General features: G+C 52.8%; 25 protein-coding genes. 11 read left to right on the top strand and 14 right to left on the bottom strand.

What is annotated here, in order from left to right:
* The first annotated feature begins 67 nt into the window (after window positions 1-67).
* From A0127_RS09880 to A0127_RS09875, 3 genes are read left to right on the top strand one after another with little or no spacing between them, the layout of a single operon-like run.
* Window positions 68-1,306: an Nre family DNA repair protein gene (locus A0127_RS09880; protein ID WP_062390738.1), complete on the top strand. Its 1,239-nt coding sequence runs from the start codon at window positions 68-70 to the stop codon at window positions 1,304-1,306.
* Between the two features lie 46 nt (window positions 1,307-1,352).
* Window positions 1,353-1,508 (top strand): hypothetical protein, encoded by a 156-nt coding sequence (locus A0127_RS10555; protein WP_156471204.1) that lies wholly within the window; start codon window positions 1,353-1,355, stop codon window positions 1,506-1,508.
* The gene (locus tag A0127_RS09875) at window positions 1,505-2,629 is read left to right on the top strand and encodes an alkaline phosphatase family protein (protein WP_062390737.1); all 1,125 of its coding nucleotides are present in this window, start codon (window positions 1,505-1,507) and stop codon (window positions 2,627-2,629) included. Before A0127_RS10555 ends, A0127_RS09875 begins: the two co-directional genes overlap by 4 nt.
* A 108-nt stretch (window positions 2,630-2,737) precedes the next feature.
* Here A0127_RS09875 and A0127_RS09870 read toward each other — a convergent pair whose 3' ends face one another.
* A complete protein-coding gene (locus A0127_RS09870) occupies window positions 2,738-3,067 on the bottom strand; it encodes a hypothetical protein (protein WP_156471203.1) in 330 nt (109 codons plus the stop codon).
* A 243-nt stretch (window positions 3,068-3,310) separates the two neighbouring features.
* Between A0127_RS09870 and A0127_RS09865 the strand changes: the two genes are divergently transcribed.
* Window positions 3,311-3,499: a hypothetical protein gene (locus tag A0127_RS09865; protein WP_062390735.1), complete on the top strand. Its 189-nt coding sequence runs from the start codon at window positions 3,311-3,313 to the stop codon at window positions 3,497-3,499.
* Window positions 3,481-3,885: a type II toxin-antitoxin system VapC family toxin gene (locus tag A0127_RS09860; RefSeq protein ID WP_054841502.1), complete on the top strand. Its 405-nt coding sequence runs from the start codon at window positions 3,481-3,483 to the stop codon at window positions 3,883-3,885. The genes A0127_RS09865 and A0127_RS09860 overlap by 19 nt, the downstream gene beginning before the upstream one ends.
* 128 nt (window positions 3,886-4,013) lie before the next feature.
* Here A0127_RS09860 and A0127_RS09855 read toward each other — a convergent pair whose 3' ends face one another.
* From A0127_RS09855 to pdo, 10 genes are all read right to left on the bottom strand, one after another.
* Window positions 4,014-4,403 carry a DUF3783 domain-containing protein gene (locus A0127_RS09855; protein ID WP_062390734.1) on the bottom strand — a complete coding sequence of 130 codons (390 nt, stop codon included), beginning with the start codon at window positions 4,401-4,403 and terminating at the stop codon, window positions 4,014-4,016.
* A 79-nt stretch (window positions 4,404-4,482) separates the two neighbouring features.
* Complete coding sequence (locus A0127_RS09850) at window positions 4,483-5,130, bottom strand: 30S ribosomal protein S7 (RefSeq protein WP_062390732.1); 648 nt, start codon at window positions 5,128-5,130, stop codon at window positions 4,483-4,485.
* Between the two features lie 5 nt (window positions 5,131-5,135).
* The gene (locus A0127_RS09845) at window positions 5,136-5,579 is read right to left on the bottom strand and encodes a 30S ribosomal protein S12 (RefSeq protein WP_011250029.1); all 444 of its coding nucleotides are present in this window, start codon (window positions 5,577-5,579) and stop codon (window positions 5,136-5,138) included.
* A gap of 10 nt (window positions 5,580-5,589) precedes the next feature.
* Window positions 5,590-6,027, bottom strand: coding sequence for a NusA-like transcription termination signal-binding factor (locus A0127_RS09840; protein ID WP_011250030.1), 438 nt, complete (start codon window positions 6,025-6,027; stop codon window positions 5,590-5,592).
* Window positions 6,027-6,335 carry a 50S ribosomal protein L30e gene (locus tag A0127_RS09835; protein ID WP_054841477.1) on the bottom strand — a complete coding sequence of 103 codons (309 nt, stop codon included), beginning with the start codon at window positions 6,333-6,335 and terminating at the stop codon, window positions 6,027-6,029. The genes A0127_RS09840 and A0127_RS09835 overlap by 1 nt, the downstream gene beginning before the upstream one ends.
* Before the next feature lie 13 nt (window positions 6,336-6,348).
* Window positions 6,349-7,524 carry a DNA-directed RNA polymerase subunit A'' gene (gene rpoA2 / locus A0127_RS09830; protein ID WP_062390731.1) on the bottom strand — a complete coding sequence of 392 codons (1,176 nt, stop codon included), beginning with the start codon at window positions 7,522-7,524 and terminating at the stop codon, window positions 6,349-6,351.
* Between the two features lies 1 nt (window position 7,525).
* Window positions 7,526-10,246 (bottom strand): DNA-directed RNA polymerase subunit A', encoded by a 2,721-nt coding sequence (locus A0127_RS09825; protein ID WP_062390729.1) that lies wholly within the window; start codon window positions 10,244-10,246, stop codon window positions 7,526-7,528.
* A 5-nt stretch (window positions 10,247-10,251) separates the two neighbouring features.
* On the bottom strand, window positions 10,252-13,623 hold the full coding sequence (locus tag A0127_RS09820) for a DNA-directed RNA polymerase subunit B (protein ID WP_062390728.1): 3,372 nt from the start codon (window positions 13,621-13,623) through the stop codon (window positions 10,252-10,254).
* A gap of 17 nt (window positions 13,624-13,640) precedes the next feature.
* Window positions 13,641-13,889: a DNA-directed RNA polymerase subunit H gene (locus A0127_RS09815; RefSeq protein ID WP_062390726.1), complete on the bottom strand. Its 249-nt coding sequence runs from the start codon at window positions 13,887-13,889 to the stop codon at window positions 13,641-13,643.
* Between the two features lie 192 nt (window positions 13,890-14,081).
* Entirely contained in the window at window positions 14,082-14,762 is a 681-nt protein-coding gene (gene pdo / locus A0127_RS09810) for a protein disulfide oxidoreductase (RefSeq protein ID WP_062390725.1), read from the bottom strand.
* Window positions 14,763-14,896: 134 nt separating this feature from the next.
* Between pdo and surR the strand changes: the two genes are divergently transcribed.
* The 3 genes from surR to A0127_RS09795 are packed head-to-tail and all read left to right on the top strand — an operon-like array spanning window position 14,897 to window position 16,978.
* Window positions 14,897-15,607, top strand: a complete 711-nt coding sequence (gene surR, locus A0127_RS09805; RefSeq protein WP_062390723.1) for a sulfur metabolism transcriptional regulator SurR — start codon at window positions 14,897-14,899, stop codon at window positions 15,605-15,607.
* Window positions 15,591-15,794, top strand: a complete 204-nt coding sequence (locus A0127_RS09800; protein WP_062390722.1) for a DUF362 domain-containing protein — start codon at window positions 15,591-15,593, stop codon at window positions 15,792-15,794. The genes surR and A0127_RS09800 overlap by 17 nt, the downstream gene beginning before the upstream one ends.
* Complete coding sequence (locus A0127_RS09795; RefSeq protein WP_062390721.1) at window positions 15,791-16,978, top strand: geranylgeranyl reductase family protein; 1,188 nt, start codon at window positions 15,791-15,793, stop codon at window positions 16,976-16,978. The genes A0127_RS09800 and A0127_RS09795 overlap by 4 nt, the downstream gene beginning before the upstream one ends.
* Here the strand turns inward: A0127_RS09795 and A0127_RS09790 are convergent.
* Window positions 16,962-17,765: a hypothetical protein gene (locus A0127_RS09790; protein ID WP_062390720.1), complete on the bottom strand. Its 804-nt coding sequence runs from the start codon at window positions 17,763-17,765 to the stop codon at window positions 16,962-16,964. The genes A0127_RS09795 and A0127_RS09790 overlap by 17 nt on opposite strands.
* A 99-nt stretch (window positions 17,766-17,864) precedes the next feature.
* Between A0127_RS09790 and A0127_RS09785 the strand changes: the two genes are divergently transcribed.
* Window positions 17,865-18,233, top strand: a complete 369-nt coding sequence (locus A0127_RS09785; RefSeq protein ID WP_054841472.1) for a hypothetical protein — start codon at window positions 17,865-17,867, stop codon at window positions 18,231-18,233.
* On the opposite strand, the gene topA is transcribed toward A0127_RS09785, so the two are convergent.
* Window positions 18,230-20,392, bottom strand: a complete 2,163-nt coding sequence (gene topA / locus A0127_RS09780; protein WP_062390719.1) for a DNA topoisomerase I — start codon at window positions 20,390-20,392, stop codon at window positions 18,230-18,232. The two genes, A0127_RS09785 and topA, sit on opposite strands and share 4 nt — an antisense overlap.
* Before the next feature lie 83 nt (window positions 20,393-20,475).
* Here topA and A0127_RS09775 point away from each other — a divergent pair, with 83 nt between their 5' ends.
* A complete protein-coding gene (locus tag A0127_RS09775; protein WP_062390931.1) occupies window positions 20,476-21,387 on the top strand; it encodes a hypothetical protein in 912 nt (303 codons plus the stop codon).
* Window positions 21,388-21,431: 44 nt separating this feature from the next.
* Window positions 21,432-21,635, top strand: coding sequence for a MoaD/ThiS family protein (locus tag A0127_RS09770; RefSeq protein WP_062390718.1), 204 nt, complete (start codon window positions 21,432-21,434; stop codon window positions 21,633-21,635).
* Between the two features lie 15 nt (window positions 21,636-21,650).
* On the opposite strand, the gene A0127_RS09765 is transcribed toward A0127_RS09770, so the two are convergent.
* Entirely contained in the window at window positions 21,651-22,850 is a 1,200-nt protein-coding gene (locus tag A0127_RS09765; protein ID WP_062390717.1) for a pyridoxal phosphate-dependent aminotransferase, read from the bottom strand.
* Window positions 22,851-23,046 lie beyond the last annotated feature (196 nt).

Genomic DNA, 23,046 nt, shown 5'->3' with positions numbered 1-23,046 from the left:
AATGGATTAGTTATCCACTATAACAGGAGGCAAAAATTTAAACGAACCTCTGTGTAACAGGACTGTAATGACCGAGCTCTTCAACTCAAAACTCTGTGCTATATGCAAGGGCAGAAAGTTCCTCTGTGGCAGGCCGACTTGTCCAATACTAGAGAGGTTCAGGATAGCCAAAAAAGCTGAGGAGAAGCTCAACAAGAGGCACATCTTTGGCTCTTCTCCCCCGGGCATCTTCGTTGGAGAGTATGGGTATCCCAAGGTCAGGATCGGCCCTCTAGTACCACCAGTGGAAGGCAACACGAGCCATTTGGACAGTCCTCTCAAATGGGAGAACAAGACGATAAAGGACATCCTCTACTACCGCTCCCTTCTGGTAATGGGGGAGACAAAGACAGACGTCAGCGTTAGGAAGAGCGGAAGGGTTTTAGGCGAGATCCAAGAGCTGGCCATGAGTGTTAAACCCGTTGACAGCGAGGTTATCCTGAAGAGGAAGCCCGTGGTAAAGATAGTCCCGAGCGAGTTTGCGCCGCCGCTCGGGCCGAGGGCGGAGCTTCTTGATTTTGAGCTGACGGAGAATCCGAAGATACCACGCAGAACTGACTACGTTGTAAGCGACGAGCTGAAAGCCGAGCAGGCAATAATGAGGCTCTACAACTGGGGCTTTGACGAGTACTACATCATAAGACTTCTCTCGGCTGGACTGCTGGGGATTGACAGAAAACTGGTCCCAACAAGGTGGAGCATTACCTCTGTCCAAGACACGATTGGAAAGAACCTGAGGCGAGAAATTTTAGACTATCCTGAGATCAATGCCTTTGAAGTATATTTCCACGAGTTCCTTGGGAACCGCTATGCGGTCGTTCTGATGCCCGAGAGCTACGCATTCGAGCTCCTTGAAGTCTGGCTCAAAGGGTCGCTCTTCGGAAGTGAAGAGCCACAGGTCATCCACGACTACGAGGACTTCAGGGGGATCAAAGGTTATGCCAATGAGACGACTGGAGCATACTACGCTACCCGCCTAAGCGTCCTTGAACATCTGAGGAAGAGACGGAAGCAGGCAAGGATAATCGTCTTCCGCGAGGTAACCCCGGCATACTACGCCCCAGTCGGGGTATGGCAGATAAGAGTTGGGGTTAAGAAGGCCCTTGAGAACCCAGTTGGGAGGTTTGAGACGCTCAACGAGGCCTTAGAGGCCGCAAGGAAGCTCCTTGAACACCCGCTTGAGAAGTACCTCGAGAGGAGCTATCTCCTCAGACATCTTGCGAGACAGAAAACTTTAGATGAGTGGCTGGGAAAGGTTTTAACGTGATCCCCCAACCGGATGATGAGCCTTCCATCCCACTGAGTGGTGAGGAGTGCACGTCAGGCTGACGGTGATCTATATGGTGGATGAGGATATTAAAGAGCTCAAAAGGATGGTTGAGGAAGTGAAAAAGCTTAGAGAGGAACTTGAAAAGCTCAGCAAGACCCTTGAGAAGATAGAAAAAGCCCAGAAGGAGGAGGAAGAGTGAGGAAAAAGTTAGCTCTCATAAGCCTCGACGGGAACGGGGTCTACAACCTCAAATACATGCCCTTCCTGAGCGAGCTCGCCGAGAGCGGGCACTTCGCGGTCGTTGATTCGATATTCCCCACCCTCACGGATTTAGTCCACACAAGCGTCATGACAGGTGTGTGGCCAAGGGACCACGGTGTCGTAGAGAACGGCTACTACGACAGGATAGCCGACAGGAAGGTGAACTTTTATGAATACGAAGTAGTGTTTAATCCGCACAAGGTCATCAAGGCTCCTACGATAGTTGACATCCTGAGGGGAAAAGGAGTTAGAACGGCATCAGTTTCGGGCTACACGATGCCGCCCTTCAGCGGAACCGACGTTAGAATCTTTCCTCCCTTCTTCGCGAGCAACGAGATGTACAGGAAACACGGACGTGACTGGAGAAAAGATGTATGGGTTCTCAACTCGGCTCTCTACCTCTACGAGGAGTGCAAACCAGATCTCCTGCTTGTTCACTTCGCCTCGATAGACGGGATGCAACACGACCATGGCCCTCTCAGTGAAGGTGCGATGAAATCTATCGAGACAGTAGATACCGCCGTGAGAACACTCTGGGAAAGGTTGAATGACGAGTACGCCTTCATAATCTTCGCAGACCACGGGCAGGAAAAGGTGCACACCTGGGTGAACCTGAAGACATACCTTAGGGAGAAGGGGATTGAAGTGTTAAGGGTCTCCTCTGGTGGAGGAGCTCACGTTTACCTCAAAGACCCTAATCAAAGAGAAGAAGCCTTTGAAGCACTCAGGAGAGCACCTGGAGTTGAAGAGGTCTTTTTCCGTGAGGAGCTTCCTCACTTGGACAATCCAAACAGCGGCGAACTGATAGTTTCAGCGAAGCCCGGATACTGGTTCTGCTCCCACAGGATGTGCAGGGGGGTTAAGGGAGCCAGCCATTGGGTGAAGGGAATGCATGGCTCGATGAACGAGCCTGTAGTAAAGGTTCCGCTCATACTCTGGAGCTTTGAGAACGTTGAACTTGAGGAACCGAGTCTAACGGATATCGCGCCGACTGTCCTGAAGTTCTTCGGCGTTGAGAAGCCTGGGAATATGGTCGGGAAGAGCTTGATAAAGGAATAAGAGCAAAAGATCAAAGTTTAATCGAGATTTCCGCCTTGTCGCTTTTCTTGAGCTGGATGGCAAAGAGAGCCTTCTCGATGGAGCGCTTGCGGAGGTATGCGATGATAGTTAGGATAAAACCGATGAAAGGAAAGATGCTATTGAGCAGATTCCTACTACCGCCCAGAGATACGACCAGTTCTTAACTGCTATGTCCCCTACCGCAAGACCTATCTCAAGAAGTCCGAGGTAAAAGCCGAGGCCAAGCCAGGCTGTGAGGGCGTTCTTGAAGGCTTCGTTCTGGTATTCATGGGCCTTCTTGTACGCTAGCTCCAAGACTTCGATTTCTTCCTTCTGGGGATAGTCCCACTTGTATGCATCCACGAACTCCTGAGGGTCAGCTTGAATTGCGTACAACGCTGCTATGGTTGAAAAGAGCCCAAGAGGGATCAGAATCATTGATCCAAACATACTAAAGATATCAAGTAAGCCTCCGGATGAATCACCAAAAGCGATAAATGGAGTGGATAAGCCGAGAATAAAAACTACCAATGGCAAGAGTTGCAACGAATTCTTTATCATTATCCCCTTTCAGTTTCTTTTCGAGCTCCTCCACCTGCCCATTTCCCTCCTACCGGAGGGAATAATACCGGGGAGAAGGGTTAAATAGGGCCTCCGCTAACATTTTCCTGGGCATGAGGTATGGAAGGGGTTGAGTACATCTACGATGAACACGGCAGGATAAAGGGTGTGATAGTCCCCCCAGAACTGTGGGAAAAGATAAAAGAAAGACTATTCGAGCCTTCAAAGTACAGGGGGATTTACAAAGGAAAAAAAGACCTCGAAAAGAGCCTCCGGGAGCTGAGGTCGGAATGGGAGAGGGATTTCTGATAGATACCAACATCCTCATATACTACCTCGCCGATGAAATTCCGGAGGATGAGATACCCAAGATAGAGAAAATTCTAAAGGAGAGCTTTAACATCTCCATAATTACCAAGATAGAGTTCCTTGGATGGAAGGGCCACACTCCAGAGGGTTTTGAGAAGTCAAGGGAGTTCATAAGCTTCGCCCGTGTAATTCCCCTCACGGATGATATTGCCGAACTTGCAATTGATTTGAGGAGGAAGAAAAGCATAAAGCTCCCTGATGCCATAATAGCGGCCACAGCCCTGAGATACGGTTACACTCTTGTTACAAGAAACGTTAGAGACTTCAAAGGGATCGAGGGACCTAGGATTTACAACCCGTTTGGAAAGGTTGATAGAAAAATTTGAACCGGTAACGGATGTGCTCCTTAGATACGGAGAATTAATAAGCCCAATACTTCTCAAGCCGGATGAATTCAAAAAGAGAAACGACAGCTCATAAGAACGATAAAAGCCGAAGGAGTACTGCTCGAGATCTAACCAGATCCTCTGATGTTCAAATACGGCCCCCTCTTCATCCTCCTGAGCTGACGGAAGTAAGCATCTTCCTCAAGCCACTCCTCTATCAGCTCGTCGAGCTTCATCGTGAGAGAGGTGGGCGTTGTTGTCGCGTAGATGACCCCTCTAAAGCCGAGGGACTTCATCTTTCTCAGCGCTTCCTTGACTTCATCGTTGCTCAGGTCGTGCATGAGGAAGAACTTCCTCTCGTGCCAGTTTCCGCTTCCTTCGAGAGAGTTCGCCTTTTCAACAACTTCACTGAGAACCCAGTCCCTGCAGTAGCTCGGTATCTCATAGACTGGAACTCCATTAAACGCATCCCTTATCAACTTCACTTCATCCTCGAAGAACCCTATCAGGAATATCATCTTACCACCAGAGAAACTCTCCTTGAGATTTTAAAAAGTGTTTGAAAGTAATGAAAGAAAGTTTGAGAAAAGTCCTCCCTCAGCGTGAGGACTGGGCGATCCTCTCGATCTCTTCCTTCTTGCTGTAGGCGAAGCTCTTTGGATCCTTGTTGGCGGCGGCAATGATTTCCTCGGCGAGGGCCTGGGCGTAGGTGGTCTTGTTCCTGTAGCACTTTATGCTCGCACCGAGGGCGATGTTCTTGAGGGCTATGTCGAGCCTCCTGAGCGGTGAGACGTCAACGGACATGTGGTAGCGGATTCCACCGAAGGCGATGGTGGTCGTGTCTTCTCTCGGAGCGGAGTTCTCGATGGCCCTTATGAGAACCTGGATTGGGTTCTGCTTGGTTCTTCTCTCGATGATCATGAAGGCCTCCTTGACGACCTCGTAGGCCTTCATCTTCTTGCTCATTATCGAGCGGTGCTCGCGCCTCATGAAGTGACCGCCGGCCTTGTAGTGGCTGGCACCGCTCCTCATAACCTTGTTTATGAGCCTCTCAACGATGTGGACGTTGGCCTTTCCAAAGGGCTTCTTGGCGTACCTTCCGTGGCTGTGGGGAAGAATCCTGGCGTCAAGGTTGATGTAGGGCTTGAGTGATGGATCTTCGACGGTAACGTCCTCAACGCTCCACCTGCCCATGACCTTGACTTCCTTCGGGATGAAGAACCTCTCAGTAAGCGGCTTGGCCATTCACTTCACCTCCTCGGCTTCTCCTTCCTTCCCTTAACGAGCTCCTTGAGGCTAACGCGGTTCACCTTGACGACCTTGTACCTGATTCCTGGGATATCACCCATGGAACCACCCTTTGGACCACCGATGCCCTCTATGATGACCTCGTCGTGCTCATCGATGTGGTTGATAGCACCGTCACCCGGGGTGAAAGCTGTAACGACCTTACCGTTCTTAATGAGCTGAACCCTGACTGCCTTACGCATAGCCGAGTTGGGCTGCTTAGCCTCGACTGCTATCTTCTCAAGAACGATACCTCTGGCCTGCGGAGCACCTTCGAGCGGGTCGCTCTTCTCCTTAAGGCGGAGGACTCTTCTCTTATAGCGGATGTCGCTCCAGCGGAACTTCTTCCTCTTAAGTTTGAGCTTCCTTCCGGCAAACTCTCCATACGGGGCCTTCTTACCAGCCATGATCATCACCTCAGATTATCACGACATCCTCAATGCCGTGGTGTCTCTCCATCAACTCCTTAACGAGGTTGATGTTCTGGCCGCCCCTTCCTATGGCCCTCGGCTTGTCACGCGGGCCGACATCGAGGAGGGCGACCTTCTTACCATCCCTCTTTTCGGTGATGTGGACCTTTTTAACCTTAACTCCAAGGCTCTTATAAATGTTCCTCAGGAACTCTTCGGGGTTCTCTGAGTGCTCGATGAGCTCTATCTCCTTCCCGAGCATGCCTTGAACCCTTTTGACGTTTGCCCCCTTCTTCCCAAGGGCGAGGCCCATCTCACCCTTCTTAATGACGTATATGAGCCTGTTCCTGTTAGTGTCTATGAGGCAGTCAAGCACTGTGGCTCCCGTCATGCTCTCAAAGAGGGCTATGTACTTAATCTGGTCGGTGTTGAGCTTGAGTGGCATCACTCCTTACCCCCAGCGAGGGCGAGTATCCTGCTCTCGCCCGGATCGATCACAGCGAGGGCCGAAACAGTGTGAGGCCTACCGAGGAGAGTTCCGAGCTCGACGCTAGTGCCCTCGAACTCGTAAACCGGAATTCCGCTGAGTTTGGCGTAGTAGTAGATGTCCTCCTTGATGTCCGGTCTGGCGTTCTTGGCTACTATTATCAGCTTGGCTCCACCGACCTTTGCCAGGTGGATGGACTTCTTGGCACCCATAACTATCTTCCCAGTGTCCTGGACCTTTCTCAGTTCGAAAGCAAAGTCAACCATTCACTACACCTCCCTACTCCCTTTTCGGTCTCAGGGGGAGACTCATGGCCAGCTTGACGATTCCCGTACCGACTGGCACGGGCTGGCCTATGAGGACGTTCTCAACCACACCGTTGAGAGGATCTACCTCTCCCCTCTCAGCCGCGGCAAACAGGTGCTGGGTGGTTATCTCGAAGGCGGCCCTAGCGAGGACGCTCGCCTTCTCCCCCACTATACCGTGCCTTCCAATTGGTCTTATGACGCCGTCGAGCGTCATCATATCGGCGACGAGCATGATGTGCCTGACATCAACCTCAAGACCCTGTTCGCGCATCGTGGCGACGATTTCGTCGATGATGGCGTTTCTGGCCGCTTCAATGCCGAGCACATCGGCGATCTCCCAGATGTTGTTCGTCCTCGTCCTCGTCGGGTCAACGCCCGGAACCTTAAGGACCTGCTTGAAGTTCGAGCCCTCGGTGTATATCACGTACTCGTCGCCTTCCTTCCTTATGATGGTCTTCCCAACGCCAGAGAGACCCTTAAGGCGGTGCTTTTTAACCTTTTCGGCAATCTTTCTCAGGTCGGAGAGCTTCGTTACCCTCTTGGGCCTCACGACAAGGGTGTAACCTTCAGCCTCAAACTCAGCGCTCTTGAATGAACCGGTGAGCTTCCTTACAACCTTCTCCATGTCGAGGCCGGCCTTTTCCAGCCTCTCCGGGTCGATCTCGACCACGTACTCCATGTTGAGTATGTCTATCGTCTCCTCCCTAGCTAGATTCTCAAGGGTTGTTCCTTCAATTCTCCTGGCAACTTCAAGGGCCTTCTCACGGTCGTAGCGGTGCTCCTCGTCAAGGTAAACGGTCATGATCGGCGTTGAAGGGTTCTTTCTGGCGTCAACAATCTCGATGATTCTCGGAAGACCGAGGGTGACGTTGATCTCAGCAACACCTGCGTAGTGGAATGTGTTGAGGGTCATCTGGGTCGAAGGCTCACCTATGGACTGAGCTGCCACCGTTCCAACGGCCTCTCCCGGCTCTATGAGGGCCTTCTGGTATTCCTTGACAGTCTCGTCTATTATAGCCTGAACCTCGTCCTTCTTGAGCTTGTACTTCTTGTTGTACTCGACGAGCTTGGCGTAGAGCTCTTCCTTGATGTTATCCGGCAGTTCTGCCTTGTTGACCATGGTCTTTATTGTCTTCTCTGCGACCATTTCACTCACCTCCTCCCCTCATCTTGAGCAGGGTTCTTACAATGACTCTATCAACATCAACGGTCTTGCCCTGCCAGCTCTTCATCGGGTCAACGCCGTCCTCACCGTACTTGAACTGAACGATGATTCCCGTTGGGTCTCTTACCGTTCCGTCGTAGTCCACCTTGAGGTCCTGGAGGGCGTTTATGAGCCTCCTCTGCATGTAACCGCTCTGGGCGGTTCTAACTGCAGTATCAACGAGACCTTCCCTACCACCCATGGCGTGGAAGAAGTATTCCTGCGGCGTTAGACCGCTCTTGTATGAGTTCGTGACGAACCCCCGTGCCCTTGCACCGAGGTCGCCGGGCTTGAAGTGGGTGAGAACCCTTCCACGGTAGCCGCGATAGAGACGCTTTCCACGGATAGACTGCTGGCCGAGCATAGCGGCCATCTGGGTGATGTTGAGTATCTTACCCCTTGCTCCGGTCTTGGCCATGATAACTGCGTGATTGTTCATACCGAGATAGCGCTCGGCGACCTTACCGGCGTTGTCACGGGCCTCGGCGAGAACTGCCATAATCTTGCTCTCAAGGGTCTCCTCAAGGGTCTTACCTGGCAGGGGTTCAAGCTCTCCTCTCTGGTAGGCCTCTATGAGTCTCTGGACTTTCTCCTCAGCCTCGCGGATTATCTCGTGTATCCTGTCTATGGCTTCCTGCGGAAGGTCTTCGTCGTCAATGGCAGTCGTGAAGCCCTTGTGGGTGATTACCCAGATGGTCAGCTTGGTAACCTGGTCGAGGAACTGCCTGGCCCTCTCGACGCCGTACTCCCTAACTATGATGTCGAGGAGCTTTCCGTCCTCCCTTCCGTAGGCCTTCTTGTCCACAGCACCGCTCAGGAGCTTTCCGTTCTGGATGTAAACGAAGCCGTCGTAGGCGAGCTTCCTCACTTCCTCCGGATCTGGGATGAGCTTCTCCTCGATGAGCTTCTCAAGAGCCTCGCACCTGTCAGGTTCGTCGCAGAGCTTGTTCCTGTACCAGATCGTCAGATCATCCGGAAGGAGGAGAGAGAATATCGTCTTTCCGCTCCAGAGGGGCTCGCCGTTCTCGTACTTGTCCGGCTCGGGGAGCTTGCTCACCTCTATGCCTGCGAACATGAGCATCTGCTCAACCTCGTAGCGGGTGAAGTAGGCGCCCTCCCTGGTGAGGAGGTAGCCACCCGAAATGTGGTCCTGGATTCCTGCGATGAGCGGGCCACCATACCTCGGAGAGATGATGTGGTTCTGAACTTCCATGAGTATCTTTGCCTCCGCCTGCGCCTCCTCGGTCTGGGGCACGTGGAGGTTCATCTCGTCACCGTCGAAGTCGGCGTTGTAGGGCGGACAGACAGGGAGGTTGAGGCGGAAGGTTCTGTAGGGCATGACCCTAACGCGGTGGGCCATGATGGACATCCTGTGAAGCGATGGCTGACGGTTGAACAGGACGATGTCGCCGTCCTCAAGGTGTCTCTCGACGGTCCAGCCGATGTCGAGCTTCTCAGCGATGAGCTCGCGGTTGCTCTCCATCAGGCGAATTCTCCTTCCCTCGGGATCGATGACATAGTTAGCACCCGGATACTTCTCGGGCCCGTTAAGAACCCTCTGCTTGAGCTTCTCATAGTTGAACTCGGTAACCTTCTCGGGAACAGTGAGCTCCATAGCGACCGCGAGCGGGACGCCGACCTCGTTGATGCTTATCATCGGGTCGGGGCTGATGACTGTACGGGCGGAGAAGTTGACGCGTTTACCGCTGAGGTTTCCACGGAAGCGGCCCTCCTTACCTTTGAGACGCTGGGCAAGGGTTTTAAGCGGTCTCCCGCTCTTGTGCTTCGCAGGTGGGACTCCAGATGTTTCGTTGTTGATGTAGGTGGTGACGTGGTACTGAAGGAGGTCCCAGAGGTCTTCGATGATCAGCTGGGGTGCTCCTGCCTCGATGTTGGACTTGAGGCGGTTGTTGATACGGATTATATCTACCAGCTTGTGAGTGAGGTCGTCCTCGGCGCGGATGCCGCTTTCGAGCGTAATTGACGGCCTCATTGTAACGGGCGGGACTGGAAGGACTGTAAGAACCATCCACTCGGGCCTGGACTTTTCGGGGTGGAGTCCAAGTAAGGGAAGATCCTTGTCGGGTATCTTTTCGAGCCTCTCGCGGACCTCGCTCGGCATCATCCTGTGCTTGTACTCGTTGCCCTCCTCGTCCTTCCTAAGCTCCCAGTAGATGGTCGGTCTTTCGAACTTGATGGGGAACTGCGGTGCTCCACAGTGCGGGCAGACCATTCTCTCTTTGGCCTTCTTGTGTATCTCCTTGATGAGCTTGTCAACAGCCCCCTTCCGGTCACCCATTACCTCGAACTTCTGCATGTACTCCTCTATCTCCTCATCGGTGAGCTTTATCCTTCCACACTCGCGGCACGTGCTCTCCAGGACACGATGGATGGTCTTGGCAAAGCCGACGTGAATAACCGGTCTGGCGAGCTCGATGTGGCCGAAGTGACCCGGACACTCACCCGCCCTGGCTCCGCAGGTTTCACAGCGAAGACCGGGGTCTATGACACCAAGCCTCTTGTCCATCAGTCCGCCTTCTATCGGGTAACCGTCATCGTCGTATGTATCTGGAACAGTTATCTCGGCGGCACTCATCTTTCTGATTTCCTGAGGTGAGAGGATACCGAACTCAATACTCCCGATGACCTTTTTCATCGACTGCATGGCTCTCACACCCTATCCTTCAGCCTGAGGGACGGCCTAATAACCATCGCCTTCAGCTCATCCAGCAACAGTTTGAAGGCGTAGCTCATCTCGACCTTGCTTATCCTCTCGTCCTCACCACAGACAGGACAGTAGACTTTTCCTCTGCGCTTGTCCTCTAGTGCGATGTGTCCGCAGTTCTCACAGACCCAGACCTCAGTCTTATCGCTCTCCTCAAGGAGACGCTCGATGAGCAGCATGGCAGCGCCGTGGCCGATGAGGACATCTCTCTCCATCTCACCGAACCTGAGACCACCTTCCCTGGCCCTTCCCTCGGTCGGCTGCTTGGTGAGAACCTGAACCGGACCGCGTGAGCGTGCGTGCATCTTGTCCGCTACCATGTGGTGGAGCCTCTGGTAGTAGATGACGCCGATGAAGATGTCCGCCTCAAGCCTTCTTCCGGTTATGCCGTCGTACATGACCTCCCTTCCGCTGTGCTTGAAGCCGAGCTCCTCAAGTTCCTTCCTAAGCTTCTCCTCGGGCTCACCGATGAAGGCTGTACCATCAACGCGCCTACCCTTAAGAGCAGCTACTTTACCACCTATGGCCTCAATCAACTGTCCAACGGTCATACGGCTCGGAATACCGTGCGGGTTGACGATGAGGTCTGGAACGATTCCGCTCTCGGTCCAGGGCATGTCCTCCTGCGGGACGATGAGTCCTATAACACCCTTCTGGCCGTGCCTTGAGGCGAACTTGTCACCCAGCTCCGGGATACGGAGGTCTCTCACGGTGACCTTGACAAGCTTCGTTCCGTCGCCAGTCTCGGTGACTATAACCTTATCAACCACACCCTTCTCGCTCGGCCTGACGGTGACGCTCGTTTCTCTCCTTCCCTGGAGAACCATTGAGCCGAGGCTGCTCTGCTCCTCAATGAACCTCGGCGGAGAGGTCCTCCCAACGAGGACGTCCTTACCCTCGACCTTTGACTCGGGGAAGATGAGACCGTCCTCATCGAGGTGGCGGTAATACTTCTCACCGAGATATCCCTGGATGTTTGGTGACGGAACCTCGAAGTTGTCCTTCTGACCACCGAGGTAGCGCTTCTCCTCGGCCTCATAGGTTCTGAAGAATGTTGACCTAGCCAGTCCACGCTCTATTGAGGCTTTGTTGATTATGACTGCATCCTCCATGTTGTATCCGTGGTAGCTGAGAACCGCCACTACGAAGTTCTGACCTGCGGGTCTGTCCTCGAATCCGACGGCCTTCATTATCCTCGAGTTGACGAGCGGAACCTGCGGGTAGTGCATGAGGTGACCGCGGGTGTCGACCCTGATCCTGAAGTTGGCCCAGCCGAGGCCAAGGCTCTGCTTGGCCATACCCGCTCCATAAGTGTTACGCGGAGCGGCGTTGTGCTCCGGATATGGGACGAGTGAAGCTGGAATACCGAGGATAGCAGCAGGCATGAGTTCAAGGTGAGTGTGCTCCTCGGTCACTTCCCACGGCCACGTTGCCACGTAGGCGTTTTCTTCTTCCTCTGCATCCAAGTACTCGATGACGCCCCTCCTGATGAGGTCGCTCCAGGTGAGGGTGCCGTTCTTTATGCCCTCGACGTGCTCCCTTGTGAGCTTCGGCTCTCCGTTCTCGACGACGATGAGGGGCCTTCTAACCCTACCGTCATCGCTGTTTATGTAAACTTCCCTGACTTCCTCTTCCTCGTAGAGGGCAACGTTAATGACGTCGCTTATCTTTCCAGCCCTTCTATCGGCTCTTATCTTCTCAACGAGCTTTCTGCCGTCTTCAACCGTTCCGATGAGGACACCGTTAAGGTAAACACGGTACAGACCAGGGGCGGGCCTTCTCTCCTCTATGGGCACTATGCCCATCTTCATGAGGTACTCTCTAACTTCCTCCTCGGGAATTCCAGTGGTTATCTGGGCCATCAATGCCAGGTTCTTAACGAGACCACAGTTAGGGCCTTCCGGCGTCTCGGTCGGACATATCCTGCCCCAGTGGGTTCCGTGAAGGTCACGGGCCTCGAAGTGAGGCTGATCCCTGCTGAGCGGAGAGGTGACGCGCCTGAGGTGGGAGAGCGTGGACATGTAGTTGGTCCTGTCGAGAAGCTGGCTGACACCCGTCCTTCCGCCCGGCCAGGAGCCGGTAGCTAATGCGTGCTCAATCCTCTCGCTCAGGACGTCGGGCCTTATCGAGTTCCTGACAAAGCGCTGGATGTTTTCAAAGGTGTATCTCTCACCCTTCCTCTGATAGGTTTTGGTCATCTGGTACTGCATGTCCTTGACTAGCTGGCCAAAGGCGACACGGAAGAGGTCTTTGAGAAGGTCTCCAGCAAGCTTAAGCCTCTTGTTGGCGTAGTGGTCTTTGTCGTCCTCGCCGCGTAGACCGAGTGAAAGTTCGAGGACTTTGAGGGCCATCATGCCGAGGTAGTAAGCCTTGGCGCGCCTGTTCTCGGGTTCAACCCCCATGTGCGGGAGAAGGTTGTTGTCTATGATGTGCTCGGCCCTCCTGAGCCTGTACTCCTTGGGCTGCCCCGGAAGGGAGAGCCTGCCGATGTAGTCGAGGGCCTCCTCCTGGGTGCTTATGTCGCTCGCGTCCTCGAGGTTGTCGAAGAGAACCTGCTGTATCCTCGGGTCGTCGCTGACTGCCTCGACGATCTCCTTATCGGTGAGAAGACCGAGGGCGCGCATTACATAGACGAACTTGACAGGCTTTGGAACGTTCGGTATCGTGACGTAGAGAATACCGTCCTTCTTCCTCTCAACGGTAATGAGAGCTCTGTAGCCGTGCCTGTATGAGAAGACCTTGGCAACGACCTTGTTTTGCCTCTCATCCCTCTCAACGAGGGTCTTGTTTGGGGCGAGGTCTTCGATAGAAACTATAACCCTCTCAGAACCGTTGATGATAAAGTATCCTCCCGGGTCCTTCGGGTCTTCGCCGAGCTTGATAAGTTCCTCGTCGCTCAGACCGTAGAGCCTGCAGGCTTTGGACTTGAGCATTATCGGGAGCTCGCCAATCCTGACCTCAACGGGCTCCTGCTCAATCCCGTTCACGACGGGTATCATCTCAAGGTACAGCGGAGCAGAATAGGTTAGGTTTCTTATCCTGGCGTCCATCGGGTAGAGGGGTCTCCTCTGCCCCTGAGCCTCCTGGAATTCGGGCTGTCCCACGCGGATCTTTCCGAACTTGACCTTGAAGTTCGGTATGTCAGGAACAACTTCCCCGAACTCGTTTACGACATCCTGAAGGCCGTGATCGATGAAAGCGTTGTACGAATCCAGATGCTGCCTGACGAATCCCTTCTCCTTCCAGTAGGACTCCATAACAAGCCAGAGCTCATCAGGAGTTAGAGTGGGCTCGGTTACGGTAACTCCCCTGCTCATAACGTCTCACCCCAAAATCAGTCCTCCACAACAAGGCGGTAGTAGTAGTAATAGCCCGCCGTGGGACTCTTTCTTTTGATCTCGATAACGTCACCTGGCTTTGCGCCGAGAGCAACGACGGCAGGATCAGAGGCTTTTATCTGTGGAAGCTGGGATATCCTTATCCTGTACCTCCTGAGAAGCTCCTCTTTTTCCTCTTCGCTGAGGACTCTATGCTCAGGAACTAACACGTGATCGAATATGTTAAACTCTTTTTTCGCCGCCACCGAGAATTGCCCCCTTAACGTTTTTTACAGAACGATTCACTACCCACCACCTGATGCTTCCCATATATAAGCTTTTCGAGTGGTATCTGGAGGAAAAAGGTTTATATCGGTTGCGTAAAGTTTAAGAACCCTTGTGAGGCCGTTTTGAGTCCCATGATGGACTAAAATATACATAGTAGAAAAATAGGAAAATCATTCGAGGGCAGCGAGGAGCTTCTCGAGGAACATCTTTTCTGGATAAGCGCCCTCGAACTGGATCTTGTCCTCGCCGTCCACCTGGATGACTATCTTCGGAACTGCCATGACGCTGTACTGATCGGCCCACTCGGGGTACTCGATTGCCTCGACCATATCGCCGAGTATCTTGCCCTTTCCAGCCAGGGTGTTCTCGATGGCGAACTTGTGGGCCATCCTGACGGCGAGAGGGCAGTACGGGCAGGTGGGTGTGACGAAGACGAGTATCCTGACGTCCTTATCAACGCCGTGAATTGCCTCCTTGGTGTCGGGTGCGAGGTCGGTCGTGCCGTTGCTGACATCAACGATGTCCTCAAGGAAGGCGCCGAACTCATGGCCGGCTGGAAGGCCAAAGAAGCGAACACCCATATCCCTGCCGTCCTGGGTTATGGTGGTGGCTGGAGCACGGTCTATCCTGTACTGCTCGGCCAGCTTCTTGCCTTCCTCCGTGTCGAAGTCAACGACCTCGTAGCTCAGCTTGTCGCTCAGCTCGGAAAGCTCCTGGACGAGCTGCTTGAGCTGGTCGCAGTACTGGCAGTGCTCCTTCCCGACGAAAACGATGAGCTTAACCGGGTTAGTCATCTTTGAGAAGAACTCCTCCTTAATTACCTTCTTGTCGGCATCGCTAATGAGTCCCATATCAAACACCTCCATCTAAAGGTTTATAACCAACCGTGTGAAGTCATCTTCAGCCTGGAATCCCCAGGTTTGCAACCTAAGGTTGAATGTTCACTATATAAACCTTACGTCACAGATTTGGGCAGGTGTTGGGCATGTCTGAACCGGACATCTTTTACATACTCGGGAACAAAGTTAGGAGAGATTTACTAAGCCACCTCACCTGTACTGAGTGCTACTTCAGCTTTCTTAGCAGCAAGGTGAGCGTTTCCTCGACGGCAGTCGCAAAGCACCTTAAAATCATGGAACGTGAGGGAATTTTGAAGTCTTACGAAAGAGAGGGCCCGTTCATCGGCCCGGCGAGAAAGTACTACAACATCGACATTTCAAAAACGTACGTCGCCACGATAACACCAAACATCTTCTGGTACCGCGGCCTTGACCTAGGCGATGAACATGGTGGGGAGATAGAGATAAACCTCGATCTGCTGAAGGAGAGCCCCGAAAACCTCCTTGAGATGATAGACCTGTTCATGAGAGCTACTAAAGAGCTTGAGAAAGTTCTTGAAGCCCTTAGAGCTATCGAAAGCAGAAGGGACAGGCTTATGAAATCAATAAAGGACACGTACCTCAAAGAGATCGGCGACATGACCCAGCTGGCAATTCTCCACTACGTTCTCCTGAACGGAAGGGCAACAGTTGACGAGCTCTCAGACAGGCTTAACCTGAAGGAGAGGGAAGTCCTGCAGAAGGCCGAGGAGCTGGACAGATTCGTACCGTTAAGAATAAAAGACAGCGTAATTGAGGTTGATGAGGAAAGACTGAAGGCGAAGCTGGGCGGTGAAACCGATGCCGGAGAAGATTAAAGTGGTTGTGAACGAAGATAAATGCTATCTCTGCGGCGGTTGTGCCGGCGTCTGCCCGACACTCGCGATAGAGGTGCATTCAACCGGCTGGGAGTTCATCCAGGACAAGTGCATAAGCTGCAGGATATGCATCAATGCCTGCCCCGTTGGAGCTTTAAGCGCTGAACCCCTGGAGGTGAGCGAATGACCTGGAAGTACGACGTTGTTGTGGTCGGTTCTGGTATCGCTGGCCCCATAGTTGCGAGAAACGTCGCTAAAGCTGGCTTCTCAGTCCTTCTCATCGACAAGAAGTGGGCGATAGGCACTCCCAAGCAGTGCGCCGAGGGAATAAGCATTAAGGTCTTTGATAAGTACGACATCCCCTACGACAAGAGATTTATCAACCGCGAGATCTACGGAGCCAAGCTCTACTCCCCCAGCGGCTACGAGCTTGAAATGCGCTACAAGGAAGTCAGTGGGGTCATCCTTGAGAGGAAGGTCTTTGACAAGATGCTCGCTTACTACGCCGCTAAGGCCGGTGCGGACGTCCTCGCGAGGACTGAGGCCCTTGACGTCATAAAAAAGGACGGCAAGATAGTCGGAATCAAGGCCAAGCACGAGGATGAGCCTGTTGAGATTCACGCTGACATTATCGTAGCGGCTGACGGCGTTGAGAGCACCATAGCGAGGAAAGCCGGAATAAACACCTACGCTCCACCTCACGAATTCGACTCAAGCTACGAGTACGAGATGCTCATAGAGGGCTTTGACCCGGATTTAATCCATCTCTGGTTCGGCAACGAGATTGCCCCGAGGGGTTACGTCTGGGTCTTCCCGAAGGACGAGGACAGGGCCAACGTCGGCATAGGCATAAACTCCGACAATCCAAAGACCGCCAAGTACTACCTCGACAAGTGGCTGAAGGAGAACAATATTCCCGCAAAGAAGCTCCTCGAGGTGAATGTCGGCGTTGTTCCCGTTGGGGGCTTCGTCAAGGAGCTCGTCAAGGACAACGTTCTCGTCGTTGGGGACGCAGCCAGACAGGTAAACCCGATGCACGGCGGTGGAATGGCCGAGGCAATGGAAGCAGGAACGATAGCTAGCAAGTGGATCGTCAAGGCCCTCGAAGAGGAAAACATCTCCCTCCTCCAGAACTACACCAGGGAGTGGTGGGAGACCGATGGAAAGAGACTTGAAAAAGTCCTCAAGGTCAGGCGCGTTACGGAGAAGCTTACTGATGAAGACCTCGATCTGTTCATCCAGTTACTCAGCGGCGCCGACGCGGAGAAGATAGCTGCTGGTGACTACGTTGAAGTCATAAAAACCCTCCTGAAGCACCCGAAGGTTCTGATGAGCAAGAGGAGGCTCAACCTCCTCAAGGAGCTTCTTTAACCAGCCTGAACCCCTTCTTCTTTTCCTTTGAGAAAACGATTACCTCAACAGGTTCCCCCATCGTTAGCCGGCCCCAGGGGGCGTCCAGGTGTTTCTTATCTTTGAAGCGGTAGTAGAGCTCAACATCGCCCGAACTCACCACTTCAAAGTTCCCAACGTCCCCAACCGAGGCGATCTCCTCACAGAGACCATCTTTACAGGGCAGTTTAGAAGGCTTAAGCCCCAGCTTCATCTCAAGGTATAACAGTCTCGATAGAGCCTCAACGGTGGGAGGGTTCATCCCATAAATCCTCCTGACGGCTTTCAAGAGGAGCGGAAACTTCCGGTCATCCTTCGACATTCCGTAGCCAAGCTCCCTAAGAGGGTCACGCGGAAAAACACCATGAAGGGCATTGCGAAGCTTAATTATTCTGTTCACCCACACCTGTATTTCCTTTGGGCTTCCGAGCATTGAAAGCCGTCTGTCAAGTGAAAAACCACGTTTTATATCTAAATTTTTCAACACACCAAGCTGGAGGTCAAGATCAGGGTTGCTCACTAAGAGGCCGTTCTTCTTCATCAGAGAGTATCCTTCGCGAAAGAACTTGTAGGATTCCTCAACGACGTCGTCCATGTTTAATGCGAAAGCGTACAGACTGGCATCTCCAAGGCCAAGGACGAAGAGGGACTGAATGTCCAGGAGAAAAGCAAGTGTAACGTTGTTCTCGGCAATCCGTTTTCTGAGTTCATTTAAAACACTCTCGGAGTTTGCCAGCAATGTCCTAACCGTGCGTTCGGCGTCCAGCATATTTGGAAGTAATGCCTCCCCAGATAAATGTTTTCCTTAGACTGCACTAATCTAGCAAAGGTTTAAGGCCTCGAACTCCAAACAATATTGGGTGGTATCATGCACGGGCCAATGGGTCTTGGAATGTTCACAATGGGAGTAGTGGGTCTAACTGCCATACTCATTGCACTGGTTATAGCGGGCTTTGTTCTGTACCTTGGTGCAGAGTTGGCCGGGATTAAAAAAGCGAGCCTTGGGAAGTCAATAGTGGCCGTCGTTGGCGGCGGAATTCTGGCAGGAATCCTGTTCATGATCCCACTGCTCGGATGGATACTTGGCATAATAGCCTACATCTGGGTGATAAAGGTAGTGTTCGATACCAACTGGTTCAAGGCTACCCTAGCTTTCCTAATTGCAATAGCCGTTGAGTTCATAGTGCTGTGGTTCTTCAGGTTGCTTCTCGGGATATCCATGATGGCGGCGCTTTAGTTCACTTTCTTTTTCCAGTCCTTGCAGTTCATGTCGAGGCATATCTCGTATTCCCTGCCCTTCTCCCGTATCTTTACGACGGGCGCACCGTTGCAGCAGGTCTTTCCAGTTGGGATAACCTGCCCGCGCTGAAGGATTGGATAGGTAACATCACACTTCGGCCAGTTTGAACAGCCGACAAACCTCTTCCCTGTCTTCCTGTTGTAGCGGATGACGAGATCGCCGCCGCACTTCGGGCACTTACCCACGACGAGGGGCTTCCTCTCGGCTTTTTGAGTAGTTCCCCCACCAGCCTTGCCGTCGGATTTTTCCTCGTCGTTGGTATCTTTAACCGCCCCCGCTTTCTTCGCGGCCTCTTTGCTCGTCGTTACGCCGGTTCCAGTGCTCTCAAGGAGCATTTTGCCGATATCCAGCTCCTTTTCTTTGAAGACCTGGAGTATCTTTATCAGCTGTTCCTTGCTCTCCTCGATGACTTGGTCTTTGTTCGCCTTTCCTGCCATTATTTCCTCCATCTTCTCTTCGAAGGCCCTCGTTAGTTCAACGCTGACTATATCCGGAACGTTCTTTTCGAGGGCCTCAACAACACGCATTCCGAGGGGAGTTACCTTGATCTTCTTCTTGCCCTCGATGTAGCCTCTGCTGTAAAGGGTCTCAAGAATTTGAGCGCGAGTGGCCTTTGTGCCTATGCCGAGGTCTTCCATCTTCTTTATGACCGCCGCTGGAGAATAGCGAGCCGGTGGCTTAGTCTTCTTTTTCTCGCGCTTTATCTGGATGACCTTTACGGCTTCACCCTCCTTAAAGGCCGGGAGAATAACCTCGTCAAACTTGACGTACTTCCCGTAAACCTTCAGCCAGCCCTCCTTGAGCGTCCTCGCACCGCCCAGGATGAAGCGGTGGTTGTTGGAATTTATTATCACCTTCATGCTCTCCCTCACAGCTGGCTCCATGAAGAGCGCCAAAAAGCGCCTGACGACAAGGTCATAGATGTTCTGCTCGTCCTTCGTCAGCTCACCTGGCTTTGGAAGCTCGCCCGTTGGGTATATAGCCGGGTGAGCTGGATCGTCCTTCTTTCCCTCTACCGGCTTGAGGTTTTCCTTGCCCAAAAGCTCGTGGGCGAAGGGCTTGTACTCCGGCAGTTTGGCTAAGTTCTGTATTATCGAGCGGAAGTTCAGGTTCTTGGGGAGCTTTTGGGAGCTTGTGCGTGGATACGAGCAGATCCCGCGCTCATAAAGCTTCTGCGCGATGTCTAAAGTCTTCTTTGGAGAATAGCCGAAGGCCGAGTAGGCCTCCCTCTGGAGGGTTCCAAGGTCGAAAGGGACAGGCGGGTTTCTCCTCTGCTGTTTTACTTCAACTTTCTCAACGAATGCAGGTCCCTTCTTGGCCTCCGCCACTACCTTTTTGGCCTCTTCCTCGTCCCAAACTTTCTCTTTCTCATAGACGGCCGTGTACTGCTCCCCGTTCTTTTCAAGGAGCATCTTTATGACCCAGTAGGGCTTAGGCTCGAAGTTCTGTATCTCCTTCTCCCTCTCAACCAGGAACTTAAGAGTAGGCCCCTGAACCCTACCGGTCGAGAGAACCATCCACTTCCCGCTCGCGCGCTTTATGGCAGATGTCAAAGCCCTCGAAAGGTTCACGCCCCAGTACCAGTCTAGAACGTGGCGGGCTATTCCTGCATCTGCCATCCCGAAGTTTATCGTCGGTTCCATGTTGTACCATGCCTTGAGGAGATCCTTCTTGGTCAAGGCAGAGAACTTCATGCGCTTGGCCTTTGAGGGATCAACGCCGCAGGCGTACTTCAGGGCTGTGTAACCTATCACCTCTCCTTCAGTGTCGTAGTCGCAAGCAACCACGAACTCATCAGCCCTCTTGGCGAGGGTTGCAAGGGCTTTAATGTAGTCCTTCGCGTAGCTCTTCCCCTTTTCAGCAACATAGACGGGAACCCACTCGATGTCGAAAACAGGGTAGCCGTAGGTCTTGGTTTTTGGAGCAAGGGAGAAGAGATGCCCAACGGCCGGGGCGACTATAACCTTCTTTCCGTCCCGCGTGAACTCATAATAGCTAACCTTGCCGATTGTCTTCCTCACGGGCTTGCCTTCAGCTAAAGCGTAGGCTATCTTTCTAGCGACATTGGGCTTTTCAGCGATGATGAGCGTAACCATAGGCCTCTCAGGAAGTTAGCCGTGAGGTATAAAAATTCTCCGAATGATTTATAACCCCGCACCCTAGATGATGAACGATGGCGATGATCAGCGTCGGGGGCGTTGGAGTACTCTTCGAGGGGGAGCTTGACGACGGTTTTGAGGACGGTTTTCAAACAACCTTTGCCAGGCGCTATCTTCCAGATGTTCTGCGTGGTGATGCCCGCCCAAACGTAATCATCGAGCGCTTCAAGGGCGAGAAGTTCAGGGTCTTCAGTTCCCTCTACGATGTCAATTCAAAAGACTACTACAAGCTCGAATCCGCAGTTCCGCAGGCGTACAAAAACGAGGCCCCAGTGTTCTTCCTCCTCCAAGCAACCGCGAGGGCTGGTGCAAGGAAAGGCAGGATTTTCATCACGGATTCTGTCAGCGTTATAAACGAAAACGGAAAAGCCGTTCTCTTTGTTGGGTATCCTCACACCGGAAAGAGCACGATTTCCGCCTTGGCCCTTTCTGAGGGTCTGCCCGTCCTGAGCACAGAGAACACCGTTGTGGACGTAAGGGACGGAAGGATTTTCGTCATAGGGGGCACCGACGTCCTGGTATACGACCCGAAGATAGAGGAGATCTACGGGATAAAGGTGGAATACCAGGACACCACGAGGAGCGGGTACAGGATCGTAGACATATCGAGCTCCGAGAGGAGGATTGCCCTTAGAAGGGGCGTAGAAATCGAGAAGATAATCATCCTCCACGCGGCTTTTGGCGGTGGAGACGCGAGCTTTTCTCCAGTGAGGGGTAGGAAGATCAAAAAGACCCTCTGGTACTTCTCAACGTCTCTCCTTAAAGGAATGGACTACTACGAGCCGGCCCCGCTCTACATGCCCATGAGCGACGAGATAAACTCGAACCTGAACAGGCTCCTCGACATGGCGGTGGAAAGCTACTCAGGGGCGATGTTCGAGGCCTTTGGAAACCATAGGGACGTTTTCAAGAGGACGGTTCTTTTCCACTAGAAACGCTTTTATTGTGATCTCCAAACCAAGAACCGGTGGTGGGGATGATAAAAGTCAAGGTCCTCGGAAGGGGAATAGAAAAGGAGATAGAGTGGCAGAAGGGCGTTACCGTAGCAGACATCCTGAGAGAAGTTGGCTTCAACACCGAGAGCGCCATAGCGAGGGTGAATGGAAAGGTCGCCCTAGAGGAAGAAAAAGTAGAGGACGGCGCTTACGTCGAGGTAATCCCCGTCGTCTCTGGCGGATGAAAAGGGAGAGAAAAATCACTCTGCCATCCTCTTTCTCATGAACTCTTCGAACCTGTCCATTGCCTTCTCCAGTATCTCAACCGGCGGCAGGAAGACTATGCGGAAGTGCCAGTTTCCTGCCCTTCCGAAGCCCGAGCCGTGGACGAAGAGAACGTGGGCCTCGTGGAGGACATCGAGGACGAACTCCTTGTCGCTCTTCCACTTGGAGCGCTCCTCTATCCTCGGGAAGATGTAGAACGCTCCCTGCGGCTTCTGGGTGCTAACTCCCGGTATCTCGGTGAGGCGCTTGTAGATGTAGTCCCTCCTCTCCTTGAGTTTCTTCATGTACTCTTCCAGGTAGTCCATCGGGCCCGTTAGGCCGGCTATGGCCGCGAACTGTGCCGGGGTGCTCGGGCATATTCTTATGCGCATAAGCTTGTCAACGGCCTCCCTGACCTCAGCGAGCTTGTTTTCGGGGTCAATGTAGTAGAAGTAGCCCAGGCGCCAGCCGGTGGCGAAGTAGACCTTGGAGAGGCCGTTCATAACTATAACAGGAACGTCCTTTGTGAGCGAGCCCGGTGAAACGTGCTTGCCCTCGTAGGTCATGAGGTCGTATATCTCGTCGCTGATAACGGGAAGGTCGTATTCACCTGCCAGCTCGAGGATTTCTTTCACGGTCTTCTTCTCGTAGAGCGCTCCTGTGGGGTTATTGGGGTTGATAACGGCTATCGCCTTAGTCCTCTCGTTTATGCGCTTTCTCATATCATCTATATCCGGCTGCCAGCCGTTCTCCTCTATTGTCTCGTACTCATTTGGAATTCCACCGTAGAACTTGACAAGACCGGTGTAAGGGGGATAGCTCGGACTTGGAACCAAGATGTTGTCTCCCGGGTCGAGAAGTGCCCCAAAGAGGAGCTGAAGTGCCTCGGTGACGGCAGTTGTGACGCGGACGTCATCGGGGGTGATGTCCACGCCGTTCTTCCTCTTCTCGCGCTGAACTACAGCTTCCCTCATCTCAGGTAAACCCTCACTCGGCCCGTAGTAGTTGTGACCCTCTTTTATGGCCCTACAGTATGCCTCCTTCATGTGTTCCGGCGGCTGGAAGTCGTACTTCCCGGGGTCACCTATGTTGAGCCTGATTACCTCAATGCCCTTTTTCTCAAGCTCTCTCGCCGGGAGGACGACATCCCTTATGGCGTACTCAACGCCCATCGCCCTTTCGGAAGGTTTGATCATGTGAATCACCACCCACCATTAAGACATCCATCATAAAAACCTTGGCACGATTTTGAGTACTCCAAAACCGAACGTTTTTCAGGAAGGGTTTTAAAGTATGGGCTGCACTTTTCATGGGCAATGACGAGTAGCAAGCATTCTGAGGAAGGATGATGACGTGAACACCCTCCGAGCCCTTCGATAATTTTATTAATGG

The organism is Thermococcus peptonophilus (assembly GCF_001592435.1).
GTDB lineage: Archaea > Methanobacteriota_B > Thermococci > Thermococcales > Thermococcaceae > Thermococcus > Thermococcus peptonophilus.
This window is presented reverse-complemented; position numbering and strand designations above follow the sequence as displayed.